Origin of the sequence: Ruania suaedae (genome assembly GCF_021049265.1) — a bacterium.
GTDB classification, from domain to species: domain Bacteria; phylum Actinomycetota; class Actinomycetes; order Actinomycetales; family Beutenbergiaceae; genus Ruania; species Ruania suaedae.
The window spans coordinates 3,038,512-3,057,150 of record NZ_CP088018.1 but is presented as its reverse complement, the minus strand read 5'-3'; the positions used below and the strand labels follow the sequence as shown (position 1 = coordinate 3,057,150).

17 protein-coding genes are annotated in these 18,639 nt (G+C 71.2%); 12 read left to right on the top strand and 5 right to left on the bottom strand.

Annotated features, from left to right (window positions below; all coding sequences use genetic code 11):
• Positions 1-124 precede the first annotated feature (124 nt).
• Positions 125-1,900, bottom strand: a complete 1,776-nt coding sequence (locus LQF12_RS14105; protein ID WP_231053540.1) for a nitrite/sulfite reductase — start codon at positions 1,898-1,900, stop codon at positions 125-127.
• A gap of 157 nt (positions 1,901-2,057) precedes the next feature.
• Here LQF12_RS14105 and LQF12_RS14100 point away from each other — a divergent pair, with 157 nt between their 5' ends.
• From LQF12_RS14100 to pstB, 9 genes are all read left to right on the top strand, one after another.
• On the top strand, positions 2,058-3,350 hold the full coding sequence (locus tag LQF12_RS14100) for an alanine racemase (protein WP_354004680.1): 1,293 nt from the start codon (positions 2,058-2,060) through the stop codon (positions 3,348-3,350).
• A 27-nt stretch (positions 3,351-3,377) separates the two neighbouring features.
• Positions 3,378-4,028, top strand: a complete 651-nt coding sequence (locus LQF12_RS14095; protein ID WP_354004679.1) for a hypothetical protein — start codon at positions 3,378-3,380, stop codon at positions 4,026-4,028.
• Positions 4,028-4,909, top strand: a complete 882-nt coding sequence (gene mshD, locus LQF12_RS14090) for a mycothiol synthase (RefSeq protein ID WP_231053539.1) — start codon at positions 4,028-4,030, stop codon at positions 4,907-4,909. The genes LQF12_RS14095 and mshD overlap by 1 nt, the downstream gene beginning before the upstream one ends.
• Positions 4,910-5,065: 156 nt before the next feature.
• Entirely contained in the window at positions 5,066-7,330 is a 2,265-nt protein-coding gene (locus tag LQF12_RS14085; protein WP_435531243.1) for an RNA degradosome polyphosphate kinase, read from the top strand.
• Between the two features lie 3 nt (positions 7,331-7,333).
• Positions 7,334-8,317 carry an NUDIX hydrolase gene (locus LQF12_RS14080; protein WP_231053537.1) on the top strand — a complete coding sequence of 328 codons (984 nt, stop codon included), beginning with the start codon at positions 7,334-7,336 and terminating at the stop codon, positions 8,315-8,317.
• Between the two features lie 202 nt (positions 8,318-8,519).
• Positions 8,520-9,650, top strand: coding sequence for a phosphate ABC transporter substrate-binding protein PstS (gene pstS / locus LQF12_RS14075; RefSeq protein WP_231053536.1), 1,131 nt, complete (start codon positions 8,520-8,522; stop codon positions 9,648-9,650).
• 95 nt (positions 9,651-9,745) lie between these two features.
• A complete protein-coding gene (gene pstC, locus LQF12_RS14070; protein WP_231053535.1) occupies positions 9,746-10,714 on the top strand; it encodes a phosphate ABC transporter permease subunit PstC in 969 nt (322 codons plus the stop codon).
• Complete coding sequence (gene pstA, locus LQF12_RS14065) at positions 10,714-11,763, top strand: phosphate ABC transporter permease PstA (RefSeq protein ID WP_231053534.1); 1,050 nt, start codon at positions 10,714-10,716, stop codon at positions 11,761-11,763. Before pstC ends, pstA begins: the two co-directional genes overlap by 1 nt.
• Before the next feature lie 90 nt (positions 11,764-11,853).
• Complete coding sequence (gene pstB / locus LQF12_RS14060) at positions 11,854-12,633, top strand: phosphate ABC transporter ATP-binding protein PstB (RefSeq protein ID WP_231053533.1); 780 nt, start codon at positions 11,854-11,856, stop codon at positions 12,631-12,633.
• A gap of 93 nt (positions 12,634-12,726) precedes the next feature.
• On the opposite strand, the gene LQF12_RS14055 is transcribed toward pstB, so the two are convergent.
• The 4 genes from LQF12_RS14055 to LQF12_RS14040 all read right to left on the bottom strand — a co-directional run bounded on the left by LQF12_RS14055 (position 12,727) and on the right by LQF12_RS14040 (position 15,922).
• A complete protein-coding gene (locus tag LQF12_RS14055) occupies positions 12,727-13,185 on the bottom strand; it encodes a septum formation family protein (RefSeq protein ID WP_231053532.1) in 459 nt (152 codons plus the stop codon).
• Positions 13,186-13,310: 125 nt separating this feature from the next.
• Positions 13,311-14,303: an inorganic phosphate transporter gene (locus tag LQF12_RS14050; RefSeq protein WP_231053531.1), complete on the bottom strand. Its 993-nt coding sequence runs from the start codon at positions 14,301-14,303 to the stop codon at positions 13,311-13,313.
• Positions 14,304-14,307: 4 nt separating this feature from the next.
• Positions 14,308-14,949, bottom strand: a complete 642-nt coding sequence (locus tag LQF12_RS14045; RefSeq protein ID WP_231053530.1) for a DUF47 domain-containing protein — start codon at positions 14,947-14,949, stop codon at positions 14,308-14,310.
• A gap of 259 nt (positions 14,950-15,208) precedes the next feature.
• Complete coding sequence (locus LQF12_RS14040; RefSeq protein ID WP_231053529.1) at positions 15,209-15,922, bottom strand: winged helix-turn-helix transcriptional regulator; 714 nt, start codon at positions 15,920-15,922, stop codon at positions 15,209-15,211.
• Positions 15,923-16,073: 151 nt separating this feature from the next.
• Here LQF12_RS14040 and LQF12_RS14035 point away from each other — a divergent pair, with 151 nt between their 5' ends.
• The 3 genes from LQF12_RS14035 (at position 16,074) to ygfZ (ending at position 18,637) form a co-directional block, all read left to right on the top strand.
• Positions 16,074-16,802: a hypothetical protein gene (locus LQF12_RS14035; RefSeq protein WP_231053528.1), complete on the top strand. Its 729-nt coding sequence runs from the start codon at positions 16,074-16,076 to the stop codon at positions 16,800-16,802.
• Between the two features lie 41 nt (positions 16,803-16,843).
• The gene (locus tag LQF12_RS14030; protein ID WP_231053527.1) at positions 16,844-17,413 is read left to right on the top strand and encodes a heme-binding beta-barrel domain-containing protein; all 570 of its coding nucleotides are present in this window, start codon (positions 16,844-16,846) and stop codon (positions 17,411-17,413) included.
• A gap of 111 nt (positions 17,414-17,524) precedes the next feature.
• On the top strand, positions 17,525-18,637 hold the full coding sequence (ygfZ, locus tag LQF12_RS14025) for a CAF17-like 4Fe-4S cluster assembly/insertion protein YgfZ (RefSeq protein WP_231053526.1): 1,113 nt from the start codon (positions 17,525-17,527) through the stop codon (positions 18,635-18,637).
• The last annotated feature ends 2 nt before the right edge of the window (positions 18,638-18,639 follow it).

Genomic DNA, 18,639 nt, shown 5'->3' with positions numbered 1-18,639 from the left:
GCCGACCGTTTCGGCCGGGCGGCTGATCGTCGCTCCTGATGGGCGGCACGCGAGGCCGCGCGCGCCTGCCGGCGTTCCTGCGCCGCGTGCCGGAGCGTGGCCAGCGGGCTCGCCTCGCCCACGCTCACTTGAGGGCCTCCTCGTCCGCGCGGTGGGCCCACGAGGCGAAGGACTCGCGGTCGGCTGAGGAGCCTTCCTCCGCCTCCGGGCTCGTCTCGCTCAGGTAGCGCCGCGTCACCCGATCCACGTAGTCCGGCAGATCCTGCGCGGTCACCTTCAACCCGCGCACGGTCCGCCCCAGGCCGGCCTCGTCCCGCGTCTCGGAGGCCAGGCCACCGCCGAGGTGCACCTGGAAGCCGGATACCTGCTCGCCGTCGTCGTCCATCACGAGCTGGCCCTTGAGGCCGATGTCGGCGGTCTGGATCCGGGCGCACGAGTTCGGGCACCCGTTGAGGTGCATCGTCAGCGGCCGCAGGTCCGGCACGTCCGCCAGGCGCCGCTCCAGCTCGTCGATGGTCTCAGTGGCCGTCTGCTTGGTCTCGACGATCGCCAGCTTGCAGTACTCGATCCCCGTGCAGGCGATGGTGCTGCGCCGGAAAGGGCTCGGGTCGGTCTCCAGGCCCAGGGCCCGCAGGCCCTCGGTGACCCGCTCGACGGCGGTCTCCGGCACGTCCAGCACCAGCAACTTCTGGTGGGGCGTGAGCCGGATCCGCTCCGAGCCCGCCGACTCCGCCAGGTCCGCCACGTCCGCGAGGGCCTCGCCGCTGACCCGCCCCACGTACGGGGCGGCCCCGACGTAGAAGCGGCCGTCCTTCTGGGCGTGCACGCCGACGTGGTCGCCGGGCGTGCGTGGCTGCGGGGCAGGTGGGCCGTCGGGCAGTTCGTAGCCCAGGTACTCCTCCTGCAGCACCTGTCGGAACTTCTCCGGCCCCCAGTCCGCCAGCAGGAACTTCAGGCGGGCCTTGTTCCGCAGCCGGCGGTAGCCGTAGTCGCGGAAGATCTGCGCGACCCCATGCCACACGTCCGGTGCCTGCTCGGCGGTGGCGAAGGCCCCGAGGCGCTCGCCCAGGCGCGGGTTCGCGGACAACCCGCCGCCGACCCAGACGTCGAAACCGGGCCCCAGCTCGGGGTGGACCAGGCCGACGAAGGCGACGTCGTTGATCTCGTGCACCACGTCCTGGCTGGGATGACCGGTCAGCGCCGTCTTGAACTTGCGGGGCAGGTTCGCCAGCTCCGGCACGCCCAGGTAGCGGCGGTTGATCTCCTCGATCACCGGGCCCGGGTCGAGGATCTCGTCGGCGGCGATGCCCGCCACCGGGCTGCCGAGCACCACCCGCGGGACGTCTCCGCACGCCTCGGTGGTGCCCAGGCCCACCGCCTCGAGCCGGCGCCAGATCTCCGGCACGTCCTCGACCTCGACCCAGTGCAGCTGGATGTTCTGCCGGTCGGTGATGTCGGCCGAGCCCCGAGCGAACTCGGTGGAGATCCCGGCGATCACCCGCAGCTGGGTGGTGGTGAGCGCGCCGCCGTCGATGCGTACCCGCAGCATGAAGTAGCGGTCCTCGAGCTCGTGCGGCTCCAACGTGGCGGTGCGGCCGCCGTCGATACCGGGCTTGCGCTGGGTGTACAGGCCCCACCAGCGGAACCGGCCGTGCAGGTCATCGCCTGAGATCGAGTCGAAGCCCTCCTTGGAGTAGACCTGCTCGATCCGCTCGCGCACGTTGAGCCCATTGTCCTCCTGTTTGAAGGCCTCGTTGTGGTTGAGCGGCTCGGTGCCGTCGACCTTCCACTGCCCGTTCGGTCGCTTCGGCCGGGCCGGGCGCGGGGCGGCCTCACCGCGCTGCTGCGTAGTCGGGGCGTCAGCCGCAGATGTGGCTGACGCGGTGGTGTGGCCGGTCATGAGAGTGCTCCTCGGCGGGCCTGTCGGGTGCGGGGTCTGGGTCGCGAGCCAGGTGCCGGACCATGTCGATGACGCTAGTTCGCACCCGGCTACCCCACGGCGTGACCCCTGGAACGTCCGCATCGTGGACCCGCGGCCGATGAGGGACAATGACGTCGTGAGGACGACACGGGAGGGTGCTGCGCCGGGGGGCACGTCAGCGCAGGTCCGACAGCAAGGCCGGCAACAGATCCGTGAGCAGGGTCGGCGGCCGGCACCCTGGGGGCGGGCGTTGCGGGGTGTGGCCGGGCCCGTCGCGGTTGTCGACCTGGACGCCTTCGACGCCAATGCCGCCGATCTGCTCGCGCGCGCCGGTGGCCTGCCGCTCCGGCTCGCCTCCAAGTCGGTGCGGGTGCGCACGCTCCTGGACCGGGCGCTGGCGGCGGGCTTCACCTCGGTGATGGCCTACTCGGTGGCCGAGGCGCTGTGGCTCGCCGAGCATGGGGTCGCGGACGTGCTGGTCGGCTACCCGAGCGTGGATCGTGGCGGGCTGGCGCGGCTGGCGGCCGACCCACGCGCCCGGCGCGTGATCACCGTGATGGTCGACGACGTCTCCCACGTCGCCCTGCTGGAGCGGGCGTTCATGCGCTCCGGCGTCACCGACGGCCCGCCCATCCAGGTCTGCATCGACGTCGACGCCTCCCTCCGGCTGGGTCTGGGGCCGCTGACGGCGCACCTGGGCGTGCGCCGGTCCGGTCTGCGCCGCCCCGAGGAGGTGGTGCGCCTGGCCCGGGCCATCGAGCGCACCGGCCGGCTCCGGGTGCGGGGCGTGATGTTCTACGAGGCGCAGGTGGCCGGCGTCCCCGACGGCCCCGACCGCATGGCCTCCGGCCTGCGCAGCCCGCTGGTGGCGGTGATGAAGGGACTGTCCTTGCACGATCTCGCCCGCCGCCGCCCGGCGGTGGTCGCCGCGCTGGAGGACCACCTCGGCCGCGACGTCCTGGTCAACGGCGGTGGTACCGGGTCGCTGCAGCAGACGGCGAGTGACCCGACCATCACCGAGCTGACAGCCGGGTCCGGATTGCTGTGCCCCACGCTCTTCGACCGCTACGACTCCTTCGCCCCGCGCCCGGCGGCCTTCTTCGGCCTGGACGTGGTGCGCCGCCCGGCGCCGCGGATCGCCACCGTCGCCGGAGGCGGCTACGTCGCCTCCGGTCCGCCCGGCGCCGACCGGCTGCCCCGCTCGGTGGACGGCTCGCGGCTGCTCGCCTCCGAGGGGGCCGGCGAGGTGCAGACGCCGCTGCGTTACCCGCCCGGCCGCAGTGGTCCGGCCGTCGGTGCGCGGGTGTGGATGCGTCACGCGAAGGCGGGCGAGCTGATGGAACGGTTCGATCACGTGCACCTGGTCCGTGCCGATCGGGTGATCTCCACGGTGGCGACGTATCGTGGTGAGGCCCAGAACTTCGGCTGACGCCGACCCCGAGCCAGAGGAGTGGCAGTGACGAGGCCCAGCTTCCGCCGTCCCGCGATGCTCACAGCCGAGGTCGCCGAGGCCATCCCGGGTGAGCCCGACCCGGCCGAGCGCAACGAGCTGGCGCACACCACCGCCGCGGCGCTGGTGCACGGCGCCCGCTCACCCGATCAGGCGGGCAGCCCCGAGGCCGACGCCGCCATGGTGCGCCGGCTGGTCGAGCTGGTGGACACCGAGGGCTTGGACCTGCTCGCACAGCTGTGGTCGCGCAGCCCGGCCGACACCCTCCCCGGAGCGCTGTGGCGGCTGTACGTGCTGCGCGAGTGGACGCGCCGCGATCCGCGCACCATCGCCGAGCGCTACCACCTCGGCGTCCACCGGGCCGAGGTGGCCGGCGTGATCGCCGGCGTCGCCGGGCCCATCGGACCGGAGGAGATCAAGGCGGTCGCCGATGCGGTCCTCCACGGCATCTTCCGCGGGGACCTGGCCGTCGCGCTAGACCGCGCCGGAGCATTCCTGCGCGTGCTGGCCGCCGGCTCGGCCATGGACGCCGACTGGCTCGAACTCTCCGACGACGCCCGGGCCTCCGAGCTCACGCGCCGTGCCGGCTCGCTGCTGGAGACGGCCGAGGATCTCGAGCAGGCCGCCACGCTGTGCCGCGCCGGGAAGCTGGACTGATGACGCACGCGCCCTCCCCGACGGCGTCCCTCACCCCGGCGCAGGCCCGGGCCGTGCGCGCCCTCGCCGAGGAGGCCGAGCAGGCGGACGGGGTCGAGGCGCTCTCCGAGCAGACCCTGCTCAACCTGGACCTGCCCGAGCAGGACCACGGCAGGGGCGCCCGGCACCTGCTGGTGGCCTCGCCGTCGGGAACCGGCGCCTACGCGCAGGTGGACGGTGACTCCATCGAGCTCGTGGTCGCGCCGCAGCAGCGCCGCCGCGGCCTCGGTGGCGCGCTGCTGGACGCGGCGCTGACGGGTGAGCGACGGGTGTGGGCGCACGGGGACCTGCCGGCGGCCCAGGCGCTCGCCGACTCGCGCGGGATGCGCCGGGTGCGTGACCTGTGGGTGATGACCGCGCCCCCGCCGCGCTCGGCACCCGAGCCCGCCGCGGATCCCGGCGTACGGGTGCGGCCCTTCGAGGTGGGCCGGGACGAGGACGCGTGGGTGTCCCTGAACGCCCGCGCCTTCGCCGATCACCCCGAGCAGGGCCGGCTCACGCGTGCCGACCTGGAGCAGCGCATGGCGCAGCCCTGGTTCGACCCGGATGTGCTCTTCCTCGCCGAGGACGTCGCGACCGGCCGGCTGCTGGGCAGCATGTGGGTGAAGATCGAGGGAAATGACGGTGAACGGGTGGGGGAGATCTACGCCCTCGGCGTGGATCCTCAGGCCCAGGGGCGCGGGGTGGGCACAGTGCTGACCGCGCATGCGATGACGGCGTTCGCGGCCCGCGATCTTGTGCGGATCGAGCTGTACGTCGAGGGGGAGAATGCGCCGGCGATCCGCACCTATCGCCGCGCCGGGTTCACTCGCGAGCGCGCCGACGTGCAGTACGCACGGTGAGGGACGGGTCGGGTCGACCGCCCGGGTTCCGGTTCCCAGCGGGCCCGGCCAGGTGACACGATACGTCCCATGAGCGAGCATGTCGGACCGGTGCAGGCGACGGGCGGGGCCCGGCCCGCCGGGCAGTCATTCTTCCGGCCGGGGGCCACCGCGAGGATGTCGGGGCTCTCGCCCTCGGTGATCGCGCGGGCCGTCGACGGCTCCATGGCAGCGGGCCGGCCGGGCACGACGGGGGCGTTGGTGGCCGGGACCGACCAGGACGGCGCGGAGCCGGACCAGGCCGGCGAGATACCGGCCGAGCTCCCTCCCGACCGGTTCGCCGACCGGGAGGTCAGCTGGCTGCAGTTCAACGAGCGGGTGCTCGAACTGGCCGAGGACACCAGCCTGCCGCTGCTGGAGCGCGTGCGGTTCCTGGCGATCTTCGCCTCCAACCTCGATGAGTTCTTCATGGTGCGGGTGGCCGGCCTCAAGCGCCGGATCGCCACCGGCATGGCGGTGCAGGCGGCCTCGGGGCTGCTGCCGCGGCAGGTGCTCGACCTGATCTCGGCCAAGGCGCACGAGCTCACCGACCGGCACGCGGCCGTGTTCGCCGAGCAGGTCCAGCCGGCGCTCGCGGCCGAGGGCATCACCCTGGTCCACTTCGACCACCTGCACGAGAGCGAGCGGGACCGGCTGCACAAGTACTTCCGGAAGATGATCTTCCCGGTGCTGACCCCGCTCGCGGTCGACCCCGCGCACCCCTTCCCCTACATCTCCGGCCTCTCCCTGAACCTGGCCGTGGTGGTCCGCAACCCAACCACCGGCAAGGAGCACTTCGCCCGGGTCAAGGTGCCCCCGCTGCTGCCGCGGTTCATCGCCGTGGACGCCCGCGGCCGCCCGCACCGCCCGGAGGACGCCCCCGACGACGACGGCTACCGCTCCTTCGTGCCGATCGAGGACGTGATCTCCTCGTTCCTGTACTACCTCTTCCCCGGGATGGAGGTGGTCGAGCACCACGTCTTCCGGGTGACCCGCAACGAGGACCTCGAGGTGGAGGAGGACGACGCGGAGAACCTGCTGCAGGCGCTGGAGAAGGAACTGCTGCGCCGCCGGTTCGGACCGCCGGTCCGGCTGGAGCTGGCGACGGGGTTCACCCCCCGGCTGCGGGAGATGCTCATCCGCGAGCTCGACATCTCCGAGGCGGACGTCTACGAGCTGCCGATGCCGCTGGACCTCACCGGGCTCAACCTCGTGGCCGACCTCGACCGGCCCGAGCTGCACTACCCCAAGCACGTGGCCATCACCCCGCGCGGTCTGGCGGAGGTGGAGAGCGCCAGCCCGACCGACATCTTCCAGGCGATCCGCGGCCGCGACATCCTGCTGCACCACCCCTACGACTCCTTCTCCACCAGCGTGCAGCAGTTCATCGCCCAGGCGGCCGCGGACCCGAACGTGCTGGCGATCAAGCAGACGCTGTACCGCACCTCCGGGGACTCCCCGATCGTGGACTCGCTCATCGACGCGGCCGAGGCCGGCAAGCAGGTCCTCGCGATCGTGGAGATCAAGGCCCGCTTCGACGAGGAGGCGAACATCTCCTGGGCGCGCAAGCTCGAGCAGGCGGGTGTGCACGTGGTCTACGGCATCGTGGGCCTGAAGACCCACTGCAAGCTCTCGCTGGTGGTGCGCCAGGAGGCGGAGGGGCTGCGGCGGTACTGCCACGTCGGCACCGGCAACTACCACCCCAAGACCGCCCGCCTCTACGAGGACCACGGCGTGCTGACCTGCGACTCCGAGGTGGGCCAGGACCTGACCCGGCTGTTCAACCAGCTCTCCGGCTACGCCCCGAAGAGCCGCTTCCACCGGCTGCTGGTGGCCCCGCGCGGGATCCGGCGCGGTCTGGTGGAGCGGATCGAGAAGGAGATCGCCAGCGCGCAGGCCGGCAAGCCCGCCTGGGTGAAGTTCAAGGTGAACTCCGTGGTCGACGAGCAGACCCTCGACGCGCTCTACCGGGCTTCTCAGGCCGGGGTGCAGGTGGATGTGGTGGTGCGCGGCATCTGCGCGATCAAGGCGGGCGTGCCGGGGCTGAGCGAGAACATCCGGGTCCGTTCGATCCTGGGCCGGTTCCTGGAGCACTCGCGGGTGTATGCCTTCGCGAACGCTGGGGAGCCGGAGGTCTACCTCGGATCCGCCGACCTGATGCATCGCAACCTGGACCGACGCGTGGAGGTGCTGTTCCGGGTGGCCGATCCCGAGCACGTGGCCGACCTGGTGGGGCTCATCGACATCTCGGTGGCCGACACCACGGCGTCGTGGCACCTGAGCACGGCCGAGGACGGTGAGCCGGTGTGGACCCGGCACCACCTCGATCGCAGCGGCCGCCCGTTGATGGATCTGCAGGAGCACCTCATGTCCGTCCACCGCCGGCGCAGCGCGGACAGCTGATCCGTGGCCTCCTCCCGCCAGGTGGTCCACGCCGCCGGAGCGCTGGTCTGGCGCGTCGTGGGCCGGCGTCTGGACGTGATGCTCATCCACCGGCCCCGCTACGACGACTGGTCCTGGCCGAAGGGCAAGCTCGACTCCCCGGCCGAGCCCCTGCCGATGTGCGCGGTGCGGGAGGTGCAGGAGGAGACCGGCGTCCCGGTCGTGCTCGGCGCCCCGCTGCCGACCGTGCGCTACCGCCTGGCGGGCGGGCAGCTGAAGGTGTGCCACTACTGGGCCGCGACGCCGGCCGACGTCGACGGCGTGGACGTGGCCGCGATCAATGCCCGCCCGCCGATCAAGCCGGCGCCCAAGCACGAGGTGGACGAGGTGCGCTGGGTGGAGGCACGGAAGGCGAAGAAGCTGCTCACCCGGTCCGAGGACGTCGAACCCCTTGGTGCCCTGATCGATCTTTGGGAGGACGGGCTGCTGCGGACGTGGACGCTGCTGCTGGTGCGCCACGGCCGGGCCCGTAAGCGCTCAGCCTGGCCGGGCGGTGAGGAGACCCGCCCGCTCACGCCGGTGGGGCAGGCGCAGGCGAAGGCGCTCGTCCCGGTGCTCGCCGCCTACGGCGTGCACGAGGTGATCTCCTCGCCATGGTTGCGCTGCCGGGCCACGATGACGCCGTACTCGGACGCCTGCGACACCGCGATCGTCTCCGCGCCCCAGCTCACGGAGACGGCCGCGCGGGACCGGCCCGCCGGCGCGCGCTCGCTGGTCAATGACCTGCTCGGCAGCCCGCGCGAGGCCACCGCGGTCTGCACGCACCGGCCCGTGCTGCCGTTCGTGCTGGAGGCGGTGGACTCGCGCAGCCCGCACCGGGTGAGCAGGTCCCTGCCACGCGAGAACCCCTACCTGCGCACGGGGGAGATCCTCGTGGTGCACATGGCCCGACGCGAGCACCGGCGTGCCCGGGTGGTCGCGGTGGAGACCTGCCGACCACCCTCCTGACGGCCCTCCGACGGCCCTGCTTACTGTGCGGCTGCCGGTCGGAGCCCGGGTGTGGCGAGCATTACGGCACTGTCGGCGCTCGTTCACCTGGTGTTCACCCGATCCCGGACGTGCCGTCACTCTGAGTCCCTAGCGTCAGGTCCGGTTGCGCCAGTCCGTGCGCGGACCGCATCCCCCAGACATCGACAGAACGGGATTGAACGTGAAGCTTGCAACTGGCCGCCGTATGGCCGGCATCACCGCGATCAGCGCTCTTGCGCTCACGCTCGCTGCCTGTGGCAGCGACTCCTCCGCCGACGAGAGCACCGGTGGCTCCGACAACGGTGGTGGCGAGGACACCAGCGAGCTCTCCGGCACGATCGCCGGCTCGGGTGCAAGCTCGCAGGAGAACGCCGTGCAGGGCTGGCTCGCCGGCTTCATGGAGGCCAACCCGGGCGCCACGGTCACCTACGACCCGACCGGTTCGGGCACGGGCCGCGAGCAGTTCATCAACGGCACCGTGCAGTTCGCCGGCTCCGACGCCGCGCTGGACGGCGACGAGCTCGCTGCGGCGCAGGAGCGTTGCGGGGGCACCGTGATCGAGGCGCCGCTGTACATCAGCCCGATCGCCGTGATCTACAACATCCCCGAGCTGAACGACACCAACATCAACCTTGGACCGGACACCATCGCCGGCATCTTCGCCGGTGAGATCACCAACTGGAACGACCCGGCGATCGTCGAGGCCAACCCCGACCTCGAGCTCCCCGACCTGGACATCGTGCCGGTCAACCGCTCGGACGACTCGGGCACCACCGAGAACTTCACCGAGTACCTCGCTGCTGCGGCCCCCGACACCTGGACCTACGACCCGTCCGGTCTGTGGCCGGTCGAGGGCACCCAGTCCGGTGCGCAGACCTCCGGCGTGCTCGGCGTGGTCGAGGGTGCCGAGGGCACCATCGGCTACGTCGACGCCTCCCGCGTGGGTGAGCTGGGCAGCGTGGCCGTCGGCGTGGGCGAGGAGTTCGTGCCGTTCTCCCCGGAGGCCGCCGCGACTGTGGTCGACGTCTCCGAGCCGGCCGCTGACGCGAGCGACACGATCCTGACGATCGACCTGGCCCGCGACACGCAGGAGTCGGGCGCCTACCCGATCGTGCTGATCTCCTACTCCCTGGCCTGCGGCAGCTACGACAACGAGGAGCACGCCTCCCTCGTTCAGGGCTACCTCAACTACGTCGCCAGCGAGGAGGGCCAGGAGCGCGCCGCCCAGCCCGACGTCGCCGGGTCCGCCCCGATCTCGGACAGCCTGCGTGAGCGCGTGACGGCGGCGCTCGAGACGATCTCCGCCGGCTGATCCAGCAGTACTCTGCTCCGGGCGGGTCGGCGATGGTTCCCACCATCAGCCGACCCGCCTGAAGCACGCTCCCACCCGCAGACGACGGAGGAACTGTGGCAACCACCACGCCCCCGCAGGATCAGACCAGGCCCGCGGACAAGCGCGCGCCGGGGCGGCTCGGCAACGTCATCTTCAAGGGCATCTCCACCACCAGCGGTGTGATGATCCTGGTGACCCTGGCCGCCGTCGCGATCTTCCTGCTCTACCGGGCCTGGCCCGCGCTGGTGGCGAACGCCTCGGCGTTCGAGGAGGTCAACTTCATCGGGGGAAACCTGTGGGAGTGGGTCGCCCCGCTGATCTTCGGGACCGTCCTGGCCTCGGTGATCGCCCTGGTGGTCGCGGTGCCGCTGAGCATCGGGATCGCCCTGTTCATCTCCCACTACGCGCCCCGGCGCCTGGCCCAGCTGCTGGGCTACATGATCGACCTGCTCGCGGCGATCCCCTCGGTGATCGTCGGCCTGTGGGGGTCGAGCTGGCTGATGCCGCTGCTGGACCCGGTGTTCACCTGGCTGACCAACACCCTCGGCTTCATCCCGCTGTTCGCGGACTACACCCCGCCGGCACGCAACATCACCACCGGTGGGCTGGTGCTGGCGATCATGATCGTGCCGATCATCACCGCCACCATCCGCGAGGTGTTCCTGCAGACGCCGCGCCTGCACGAGGAGGCCTCCCTGGCGCTGGGCTCGACCCGGTGGGAGATGATCCGCCAGGCGGTGCTGCCGTTCGGGCGCTCAGGCATCATCTCCGCCTCGATGCTGGGTCTGGGACGGGCACTGGGGGAGACGATGGCCATCCTGCTGATCCTCTCGCCCGGGTACTCCATCAACCTCAACCTGCTTGAGGCAGGCCAGCACAACACGATCGCGGCCAACATCGCGCTGCATTTCCCCGAGTCCAGCGGGATCGCCGTCGATGCGCTGATCGCCTCCGGCCTCATCCTGTTCGCACTGACCTTCGGGGTGAACCTGCTCGCCCGCTGGATCATCAATCGCCGCGCCGAGTTCTCGGGAGCCAACTGATGTCCGTCGCCGCTCCTCCCGTCCCCACCCGCACGCACCGGCGGCTCCCGGGCTGGGCCCCCTATGTCGTCCTCGCCGGCTCGGTCGCCCTGACCGCCGCGCTCCTGCTCGCCCTGGGCTCGCTGGACATCGCGCCGCTCTTCTTCGTCGGCGCGATCGTCTACGCCGTCGCCATCACCGCGGTCTCGACGGTCATCGAGGGGCGCCGGTGGGCGACCGACCGGCTCGCCACGACCCTGGTGACCTTTGCCTTTCTGCTCGCGCTCATCCCGCTGATCTCGCTCCTGGTCAAGGTCGTCGGTGACGGCGCTGGGCGGTTCAGCTGGGAGTTCCTCACCACCGACATGGTCGGGATCTTCGGCTCCATGGTGGAGGGCGGTGTCGCGCACGCGATCGTCGGCACCATCTACGTCACCGGGATCGCCGGCCTGATCTCGGTGCCGCTGGGAATCTTCACGGCCATCTATCTCGTCGAGTACGGCAGCGGCCCGATCAAGCGCGGCATCACGCTGTTGGTCGACGTGATGACCGGTATCCCCTCCATCGTGGCCGGGTTGTTCGCCTACACGCTCTTCCTGGTGATCTTCGGCCCGGCCTACAAGTCGGCACTCATCGGTGGCATCGCCCTGGCGGTACTGATGACCCCGTACGTGATCCGCAGTGCCGAGGAGATGCTCAAGCTGGTGCCGAACGAGCTACGCGAGGCCTCCTACGCCCTCGGGGTGCCGAAGTGGCTGACCATCGTCAAGGTGGTGCTGCGCACCGCCGTGGCCGGCATCACCTCCGGCGTGATGATCGCCACCGCGCGCGTGATCGGTGAGACGGCCCCGCTCCTTGTTACCGTCGGCACCACGCAGGCCATGAACTGGGACGCGTTCGACGGCCGGATCGAGACCCTGCCGGTCTACGTGTTCCGGCAGTACGCGCAGGGCGGCCCGGCGGCCGACCGGGCCTGGGCCGCCGCGCTCACGCTGCTGCTGATCGTCATGGCGCTCAACCTCGTCGGACGCCTGGTGAGCAAGTTCTTCTCCCCCAAGGGTGGACGATGATGACAGTCGACCCTGGCCGCGGTTGCCCCGCTCCCTCTGCCTGCTACTCCCGCCGCCCCACCACCGCGGCTCCCTCCGGAAGGACTGCCCGTGTCTAAGCGCATCGATGTCAGCGACCTGAACGTCTACTACGGCAGCTTCCTCGCCGTCGAGGGTGTCGACATGACGATCGAGGCCCGCTCGGTCACCGCGTTGATCGGACCCTCCGGCTGCGGCAAGTCCACCTTCCTGCGGACGCTGAACCGGATGCACGAGGTCATTCCCGGGGCCTACGTCCAGGGCAAGGCCGTGATGGACGGCAAGGACCTGTACGCCCCGAACGTGGACCCGGTGGAGGTGCGCCGGCAGATCGGTATGGTCTTCCAGCGCCCGAACCCGTTCCCGACGATGTCGATCGCGGACAACGTGCTGGCCGGCGTCAAGCTCAACAATCGCCGGATCTCCCGGCCCGACGCCGCTGACCTAGTCGAGCGGGCGCTGACGAGCGCGAATCTCTGGAAGGAGGTCAAGGACCGGCTCGACCGGCCCGGCTCCTCCCTCTCCGGTGGTCAGCAGCAGCGCCTGTGCATCGCCCGGGCGATCGCGGTGCAGCCGGACGTGCTGCTGATGGACGAGCCATGCTCGGCGCTGGACCCGATCTCCACACTCGCGATCGAGGACCTGATCCACGAGCTGAAGAACGACTACACGATCGTCATCGTGACGCACAACATGCAGCAGGCGGCGCGCGTCTCCGACCGCACCGGCTTCTTCAACATCGAGGGCACCGGCAAGCCCGGCCACCTCATCGAGATGGACGACACCACCACGATGTTCTCCTCGCCCTCGGTCAAGGCCACCGAGGACTACATCTCCGGCCGGTTCGGCTGAGCCCTCCCCGGGCGGGGACACGGCACCACGGGGACCGAACGACGACGGGCCGCACGCGATCGCGTGCGGCCCGTCGTCGTGGTGCGGGAGGGCTCAGACCCCCGAGCCTTCCCAGGACTCGGTGGCGGTGGAGCCGTCGTCCAGGTAGAGCACGCAGAGGATCTCGCGGTCGTCAGCCTCGTCCCAGCTCTGCTCGCTGGGAGCGATGTAGTTCACGAAGAGCGTCGACTCCTCGTAGGCGGAGCCGACGAATGACTCGAACTCTCCGAGGCAGCCCTCTTCGGCGGCGGTCGAGATGGCCTCGTCCCCGGGGAACCCGCCGTCGCCGTCCATGTCGAACTTATGGAAGAACTGCGCGTCGTGCTCCTCGGTGCAGTCCACCGTGTTGATCTCGGTGATCTCCTGGCTCTGCAGGTCCTCGATGTTGGTGCACTCGCCCACCTCGGCCGAGGCCACCGAGCCGCCGAGCATGCCGCAGGCGCTCATCGAGACGGTCATGCCGGCGACTCCGACGAGAGCAAGCGCAGAGCGGGTCAGGGTTCGGGTGTTCATGGACTCTCCCAAGTCGTCACAGATCGGGTGCGGTGGCCCCCGGTGGTCTCCCGCCAACTCTAGAGGAACCCGCCGGTGCGCGGGGTCGCCGGTAGTGGGTCGAACTGCCCATCTCCCGCGACCACTCAGGTCAGCAGGGAGAGCAGCAGATACGCACCGGCAGCGACCAGCGCGGCGCCGGGGATGGTGAGCACCCATGCCATCAGGATCCGCCGGGCCACACCCCACCGCACCGCCGAGAGCCGGCGCGTGGCACCCACGCCCATGATCGCCGAGGTGATGGTGTGCGTCGTCGAGATCGGGGCCTGCAACGCCAGCGCGGTGGTGTACAGCACGCCCGCCGCCACGGACTCGGCCACGAACCCGCGGGCCGGGTCCAGCTCGATCACCCGGCGGCCGAGGGTGCGCACGATCCGCCAGCCGCCCGCGTAGGTGCCCAGCGCGAGCGCGAGTGCCGACGTCAGCTTGACCCACAGCGGGATCTCGAAGCCGGTCTGCAGCCCACCGGCTACCAGCGCGAGCACGATCACCCCCATGGTCTTCTGCGCATCCTGCAGGCCGTGGCCGAGCGCCATCGCCGCCGCCGAGACGGTCTGCAGCAGCCGGAACCGCCGGGTGATGCGCCCCGGTGCGGCGTTGCGGACCACCCACAGCAGGCCGATCATCACCGCAAAGGCGAGCACGAAGCCGACCAGCGGAGAGGCGAGCATGGGAATCACCACCAGCTCCCAGATGACGGTCCAGTGCACGGTGGCCGCCGAGGCGATACCGGCACCGGTCAGACCACCGATGAGCGCGTGGGAGGAGGAGGTCGGCAGCCCGAGCCACCAGGTGAGCACGTTCCACGAGATCGCGCCCAGGAGCCCGGCGAGGACGACCACGAGACCGTAGGTGCCCAGGGGTGTATCGATGATGCCCGAGCCGATCGTCTCCGCCACCCCGGTGCCCAGCAGGGCTCCGACGAAGTTCATGACGGCGGCCAGCACCAGTGCCACGTGCGGTGTCAGCGCCCGGGTGGAGACCGAGGTGGCGATCGAGTTGGCCGCGTCATGGAAGCCGTTCGTGTAGCCGAAGACCAGCGCGATCGCGACCACCAGCAGGACGAGGGCGAGCTCCACCGGATCAGGATTCCTTCAGGTAGAGGGTCTCGACCTGGTTGGCCACCCGCTCGAAGGCGTCGGCAGCCTCCTCCAAGGCGTCGATCACATCCTTGAGCTTGATGAGCTCGATCACCGCCGCCGGGCTCTCCTGGAAGCGCGAGCCCTGGAACAGCTGCGCGAGCAGCTCACGGTAGGCGCGGTCGGCCTCGTTCTCCAGCCGGTTGATCTCGATCCAGTACGAACGCACGTGCTCGCCCATCGTGCGCAGCCTCGGCATCACCGCCGCCGTCAGCTCTGCGGACCGGTGCAGCACCGTGACCTGGGTCGACACGGCCGGTGGGAGCTCGCGCAGCTGGTACAGCACGACCAGGTCGCCGGCCTCCTCCATCGCGTCCATGCAGTCGTCCAGCGCCGAGGCGAGGCCGTAGATGTCGTCCCGGTCGAAGGGGGTGACGAAGGTCTGGTTCAACCGCCGCAGCACCTCGTGGGCGGCGCCGTCGGCCTCGTGCTCGGCCGCACGCAACTGTGTGGCGAAGCGCTCCCGGTCGGGGCCGTCGTCGCCGATGAGCTGGGCGAGCAGGTCGGCCCCCGTCACCAGGTGAGCGGCCTGGGCGGCCAGCAACTCGAAGAACGCGTCGTCGCGGGGGGTCAGGCGAAAGCGCACCAGGGCTCCCAGGGTCGCACCACGTATGGATCCGGACGGACAACGCGACTCAGGCTAGAGCATCCAAGCGAACGACCGGGCGCGCAGGTGTGCCCGCCGCGCGGCTGGTCTAAGAGGACGCCGGGCCGCCCAGCGCCTGACGGCGCGAAGGCCGCTCGAAGCGGCTGATGTTGGAGCCCGGGGCTAGTGCGACCCGGCGTCACGATCAAGTCTCGCACAGCCTTGCGGGGGCTCGCACGGTGGCAACGAGAGGGGCCGCTCACGCCTCGTCGCGCGCGGGCACCTCGGCCCCCGGTGCGTGCCGCGGCAGGTCGAAGCGGTACCCCACGTTGCGCACGGTCCCGATCATCTGGTCGTGCTCGGGACCGAGTTTGGCCCGCAGCCGCCGCACGTGGACGTCGACCGTGCGGGTACCCCCGAAGTAGTCGTAGCCCCACACCTCCTGCAGCAGCTGGGCCCGGGTGAAGACCCGGCCGGGGTGCTGGCTCAGGTACTTGAGGAGCTCGAACTCCTTGAACGTCAGGTCGAGGGCCTGCCCGCGCAGCCGGGCGGTGTACCCACCGGCGTCGATCGTCAGGTCACCGGCCTCGATCTGCTCGGGGTCGTCGTCCCCGGCGGCGAGCTGACTACGGCCGACGACGAGGCGCAGCCTGGCGTCCACCTCGGCCGGGCCGGCAGCGGCGAGCACGATGTCGTGGGCGCCCCAGTCGGGCCGGACCACCGACAGCCCACCCTCGCCGAGAACGAGCACCACCGGGACCTCCATCCCGGTCGAGCGCATCAGCTGGCAGGTCGCGCGCGCCCTGGCCAGGTCGTGGCGGGCGTCGATCAGCACCACCTCGGACTCGGGTGCCTCGAGCAGGGCGGCGGGCTCGTTGGGCACCACGCGCACCCGATGGCTGAGCAGGGTGAGGGCCGGCAGCACCCGTGCGGATCCACCGGCCTCCTGGGTCAGCAGAAGAAGGTCGACCACTGGTCCTCCTCCCGAATCATCGGGCCAACTCTATTGCAGGTCGGGCTCTGCCCGGTGCGGCAGGGAGTGCCACGGTGCGGCACAGGCGGCGGTGGCGAGCGGTGCCACCACGATGATGTGACACGATCACAGTCGTGAGGTGGAGCGAGGCATGATCAGCGGGACCTTCCGTGCGGTCGTCACGGCCGCGGTGGCTGCCGGTATCGGCATCACCGCCTTCGGCGAGCGCGGACTGCTCATCGGCACGATCGCCGGGCTGGTGGCGCTCTTCTCGATCGGCTGGCCACGGCTCCTGGGGCTGCCCGCGCCCCGCGGGGCCACGGTGGTGCTGCTGCTCACCGCGGCGGCCTCGCTCAGCGCCCTGCTGGTCTGGGACGACCTGCTCTACGTCGCGGTGGCAGCCGGGCTGGGCGTGGTCGCCGCCTTCGTGCACGAGCTGGTCCGCCGCGACGGCCGGCCGCGGCTGGTGGAATCGGTCTCGGGCGTGGTGACGGGCGCCGTCGTGGTCTCCTCCGCCGCCGGATGGCTGGCGGTCGGCACCGGGGAGGTGGCCACGGCGCTGTTGCTCGTCGGTGCGGTCACGATCACCGCCGGCTCGGCCTGTACCGCCCTGCCGATCCCCGGCTGGCTCGGGTCCGGGGTGACGATCCTGATCTCGGCCGCCGCGGGCCTGCTCGCCGGCTCCGCCATCGCCGACGTCGGCCTCGTGCCCGGCGGGCTGATCGGGCTCTCCTCCGGGGTGCTCATCGCCTCCGTGCACGCGCTCTTCGGTCAGTTCCCGGCCTCCGGGCGCCCGACGGCGGCGCTGGCCGCCGCGATGCTGCCGGTGGCGGTGGCCGGGGTGCCTGTCTATGTGCTCGGTCGGGTCATGCTGGGCTGAGCCCTGACCGACCCGGCCGCCTCGCCGGTAGCATCGCAACCATGAGTTTCGCCATCCCCGAGGGCCTGGCCCCGGAGACCTACCCGATCGCCTGGCTCGCGGGCACGTGGCGCGGCCCGGGCTTCCTCGCCTATCCCGGGATCGAGGAGCGCCCGATCCTGATGGAGGTCAGCTTCACCTCCGACGGCGGCCCCTACCTCGCCTACTCCGCCACCACCTGGCTGCTGGAGAACCCGCCCACCTCGCTCGAGGGGGAGATCGACGTGGCCGCGATGCAGGCCGGCGAGGTCTGGGCCACCGAGTCCGGCTTCTGGCGCGTCCCGCCGCAGGAGAACGCTCCGGCGGACGGCCAGGGCCCGCCGCGCAGCGAACTCGAGGTGCTGATCAGCGAGCCGACCGGGCACGCCAGCGTCTATCTCGGCGCCGTGCAGGGCCCGCGGATCACGCTGGTCACCGATCTGATCGCCCGCACCGCCTCGGCCGCGGAGATCACGGCCGCTCGTCGGATGTACGGCCTGGTCAACTCCGAGCTGATGTGGGCCACCGACCTGGCCGCCTTCGGCCAGGAGATGCAGTCCTATGCCTCCGGCAGGCTGCAGCGCCAGGACTGAGGATCACCACTGACGTGCAGGAGAGACGCCGTGCCACATCCGGCACAGAGTCCTTCCACAGCGTCGGTTCCGTCCGGGAATGCCCGCGCCGGTGGAGTCATTGAGGAGAACATGAGCCTGAGCAACCGACCCGGAGCAGTGGCCGCGTCCGGCCCCGACGCCGGCGTGGCCGCCCACTACGGCAACCCCGTGCTCGAGCAGCGTGCCCTCGAGCGCGGGATCGGGGTGGTCGACCTGTCCCACCTCGGGGTGGTCACCGTGACCGGCCCGGACCGCCTCTCCTGGCTCAACACCCTCTCCTCGCAGCTGATCGACCTGGCCCCCGGTGCCGGCACCGAGCTGCTGCTGCTGGACCCGAACGGCCGCATCGAGCACGCGGCCGCCGTCGCCGACGACGGGCAGACCGCCTGGCTGGTCACCGAGACCGCGTGGGCCCAGCCGCTGGCCGACTTCCTCGATTCCATGCGCTTCATGCTCCGGGTCGAGGTGGAGCTGCGCAGCGATGTCGTCGTGCTCGGGACCAGCGCCGAGGGCCCTGACCTGGGCGCACTCGTCCCCGTCGAGGTCGCCCTCGCACCCGAGCGCTCCCTCGGCTGGACCGACGCCTGGCCCGTGACCGCACCCGGCTCCACCCGCTACGGACCCGCCGATGAGGAGCACCCCGGCAACGACTGGCACCCCCGCCTTCACCTGGTCCGGCGCGAGGCCGTGGACCAGGTGGTCGTCTCCGCCGAGGCCGCCGGTGCCCGCCTGGCCGGCGCCTGGGCATGGGAGGCCCTGCGGGTGGCCGCCTGGCGACCGCGGCTGGGCCGCGAGGTGGACGAGCGCACCATCCCGCACGAGTTGGACTGGCTGCGCACCGCCGTGCATCTGAACAAGGGCTGCTACCGCGGCCAGGAGACGATCGCCCGGGTCTTCAACCTCGGGCGCCCGCCCCGGCGGCTGGTGATGCTGCATCTCGACGGCAGTGAGCACACCCTGCCCGAGGCAGGCGAGGAGGTCCACCTGGGTGAGCGGGTCGTCGGCCGCGTCACCACCGTGGTGCGCCACCACGAGCTCGGCCCGATTGCCCTCGCGGTCATCAAGCGTTCCATCGATCCCACGGCCGAACTGACCGCGGGCGGGGTGGCCGCTGCCCAGGAGATCGTGGTGAGCCCTGAGGGTCAGGGCACCGGCAGGCCGGAGCCTGCCACCGGCCCGAGCCTGCGGCGCCGGACCCTCTGAGC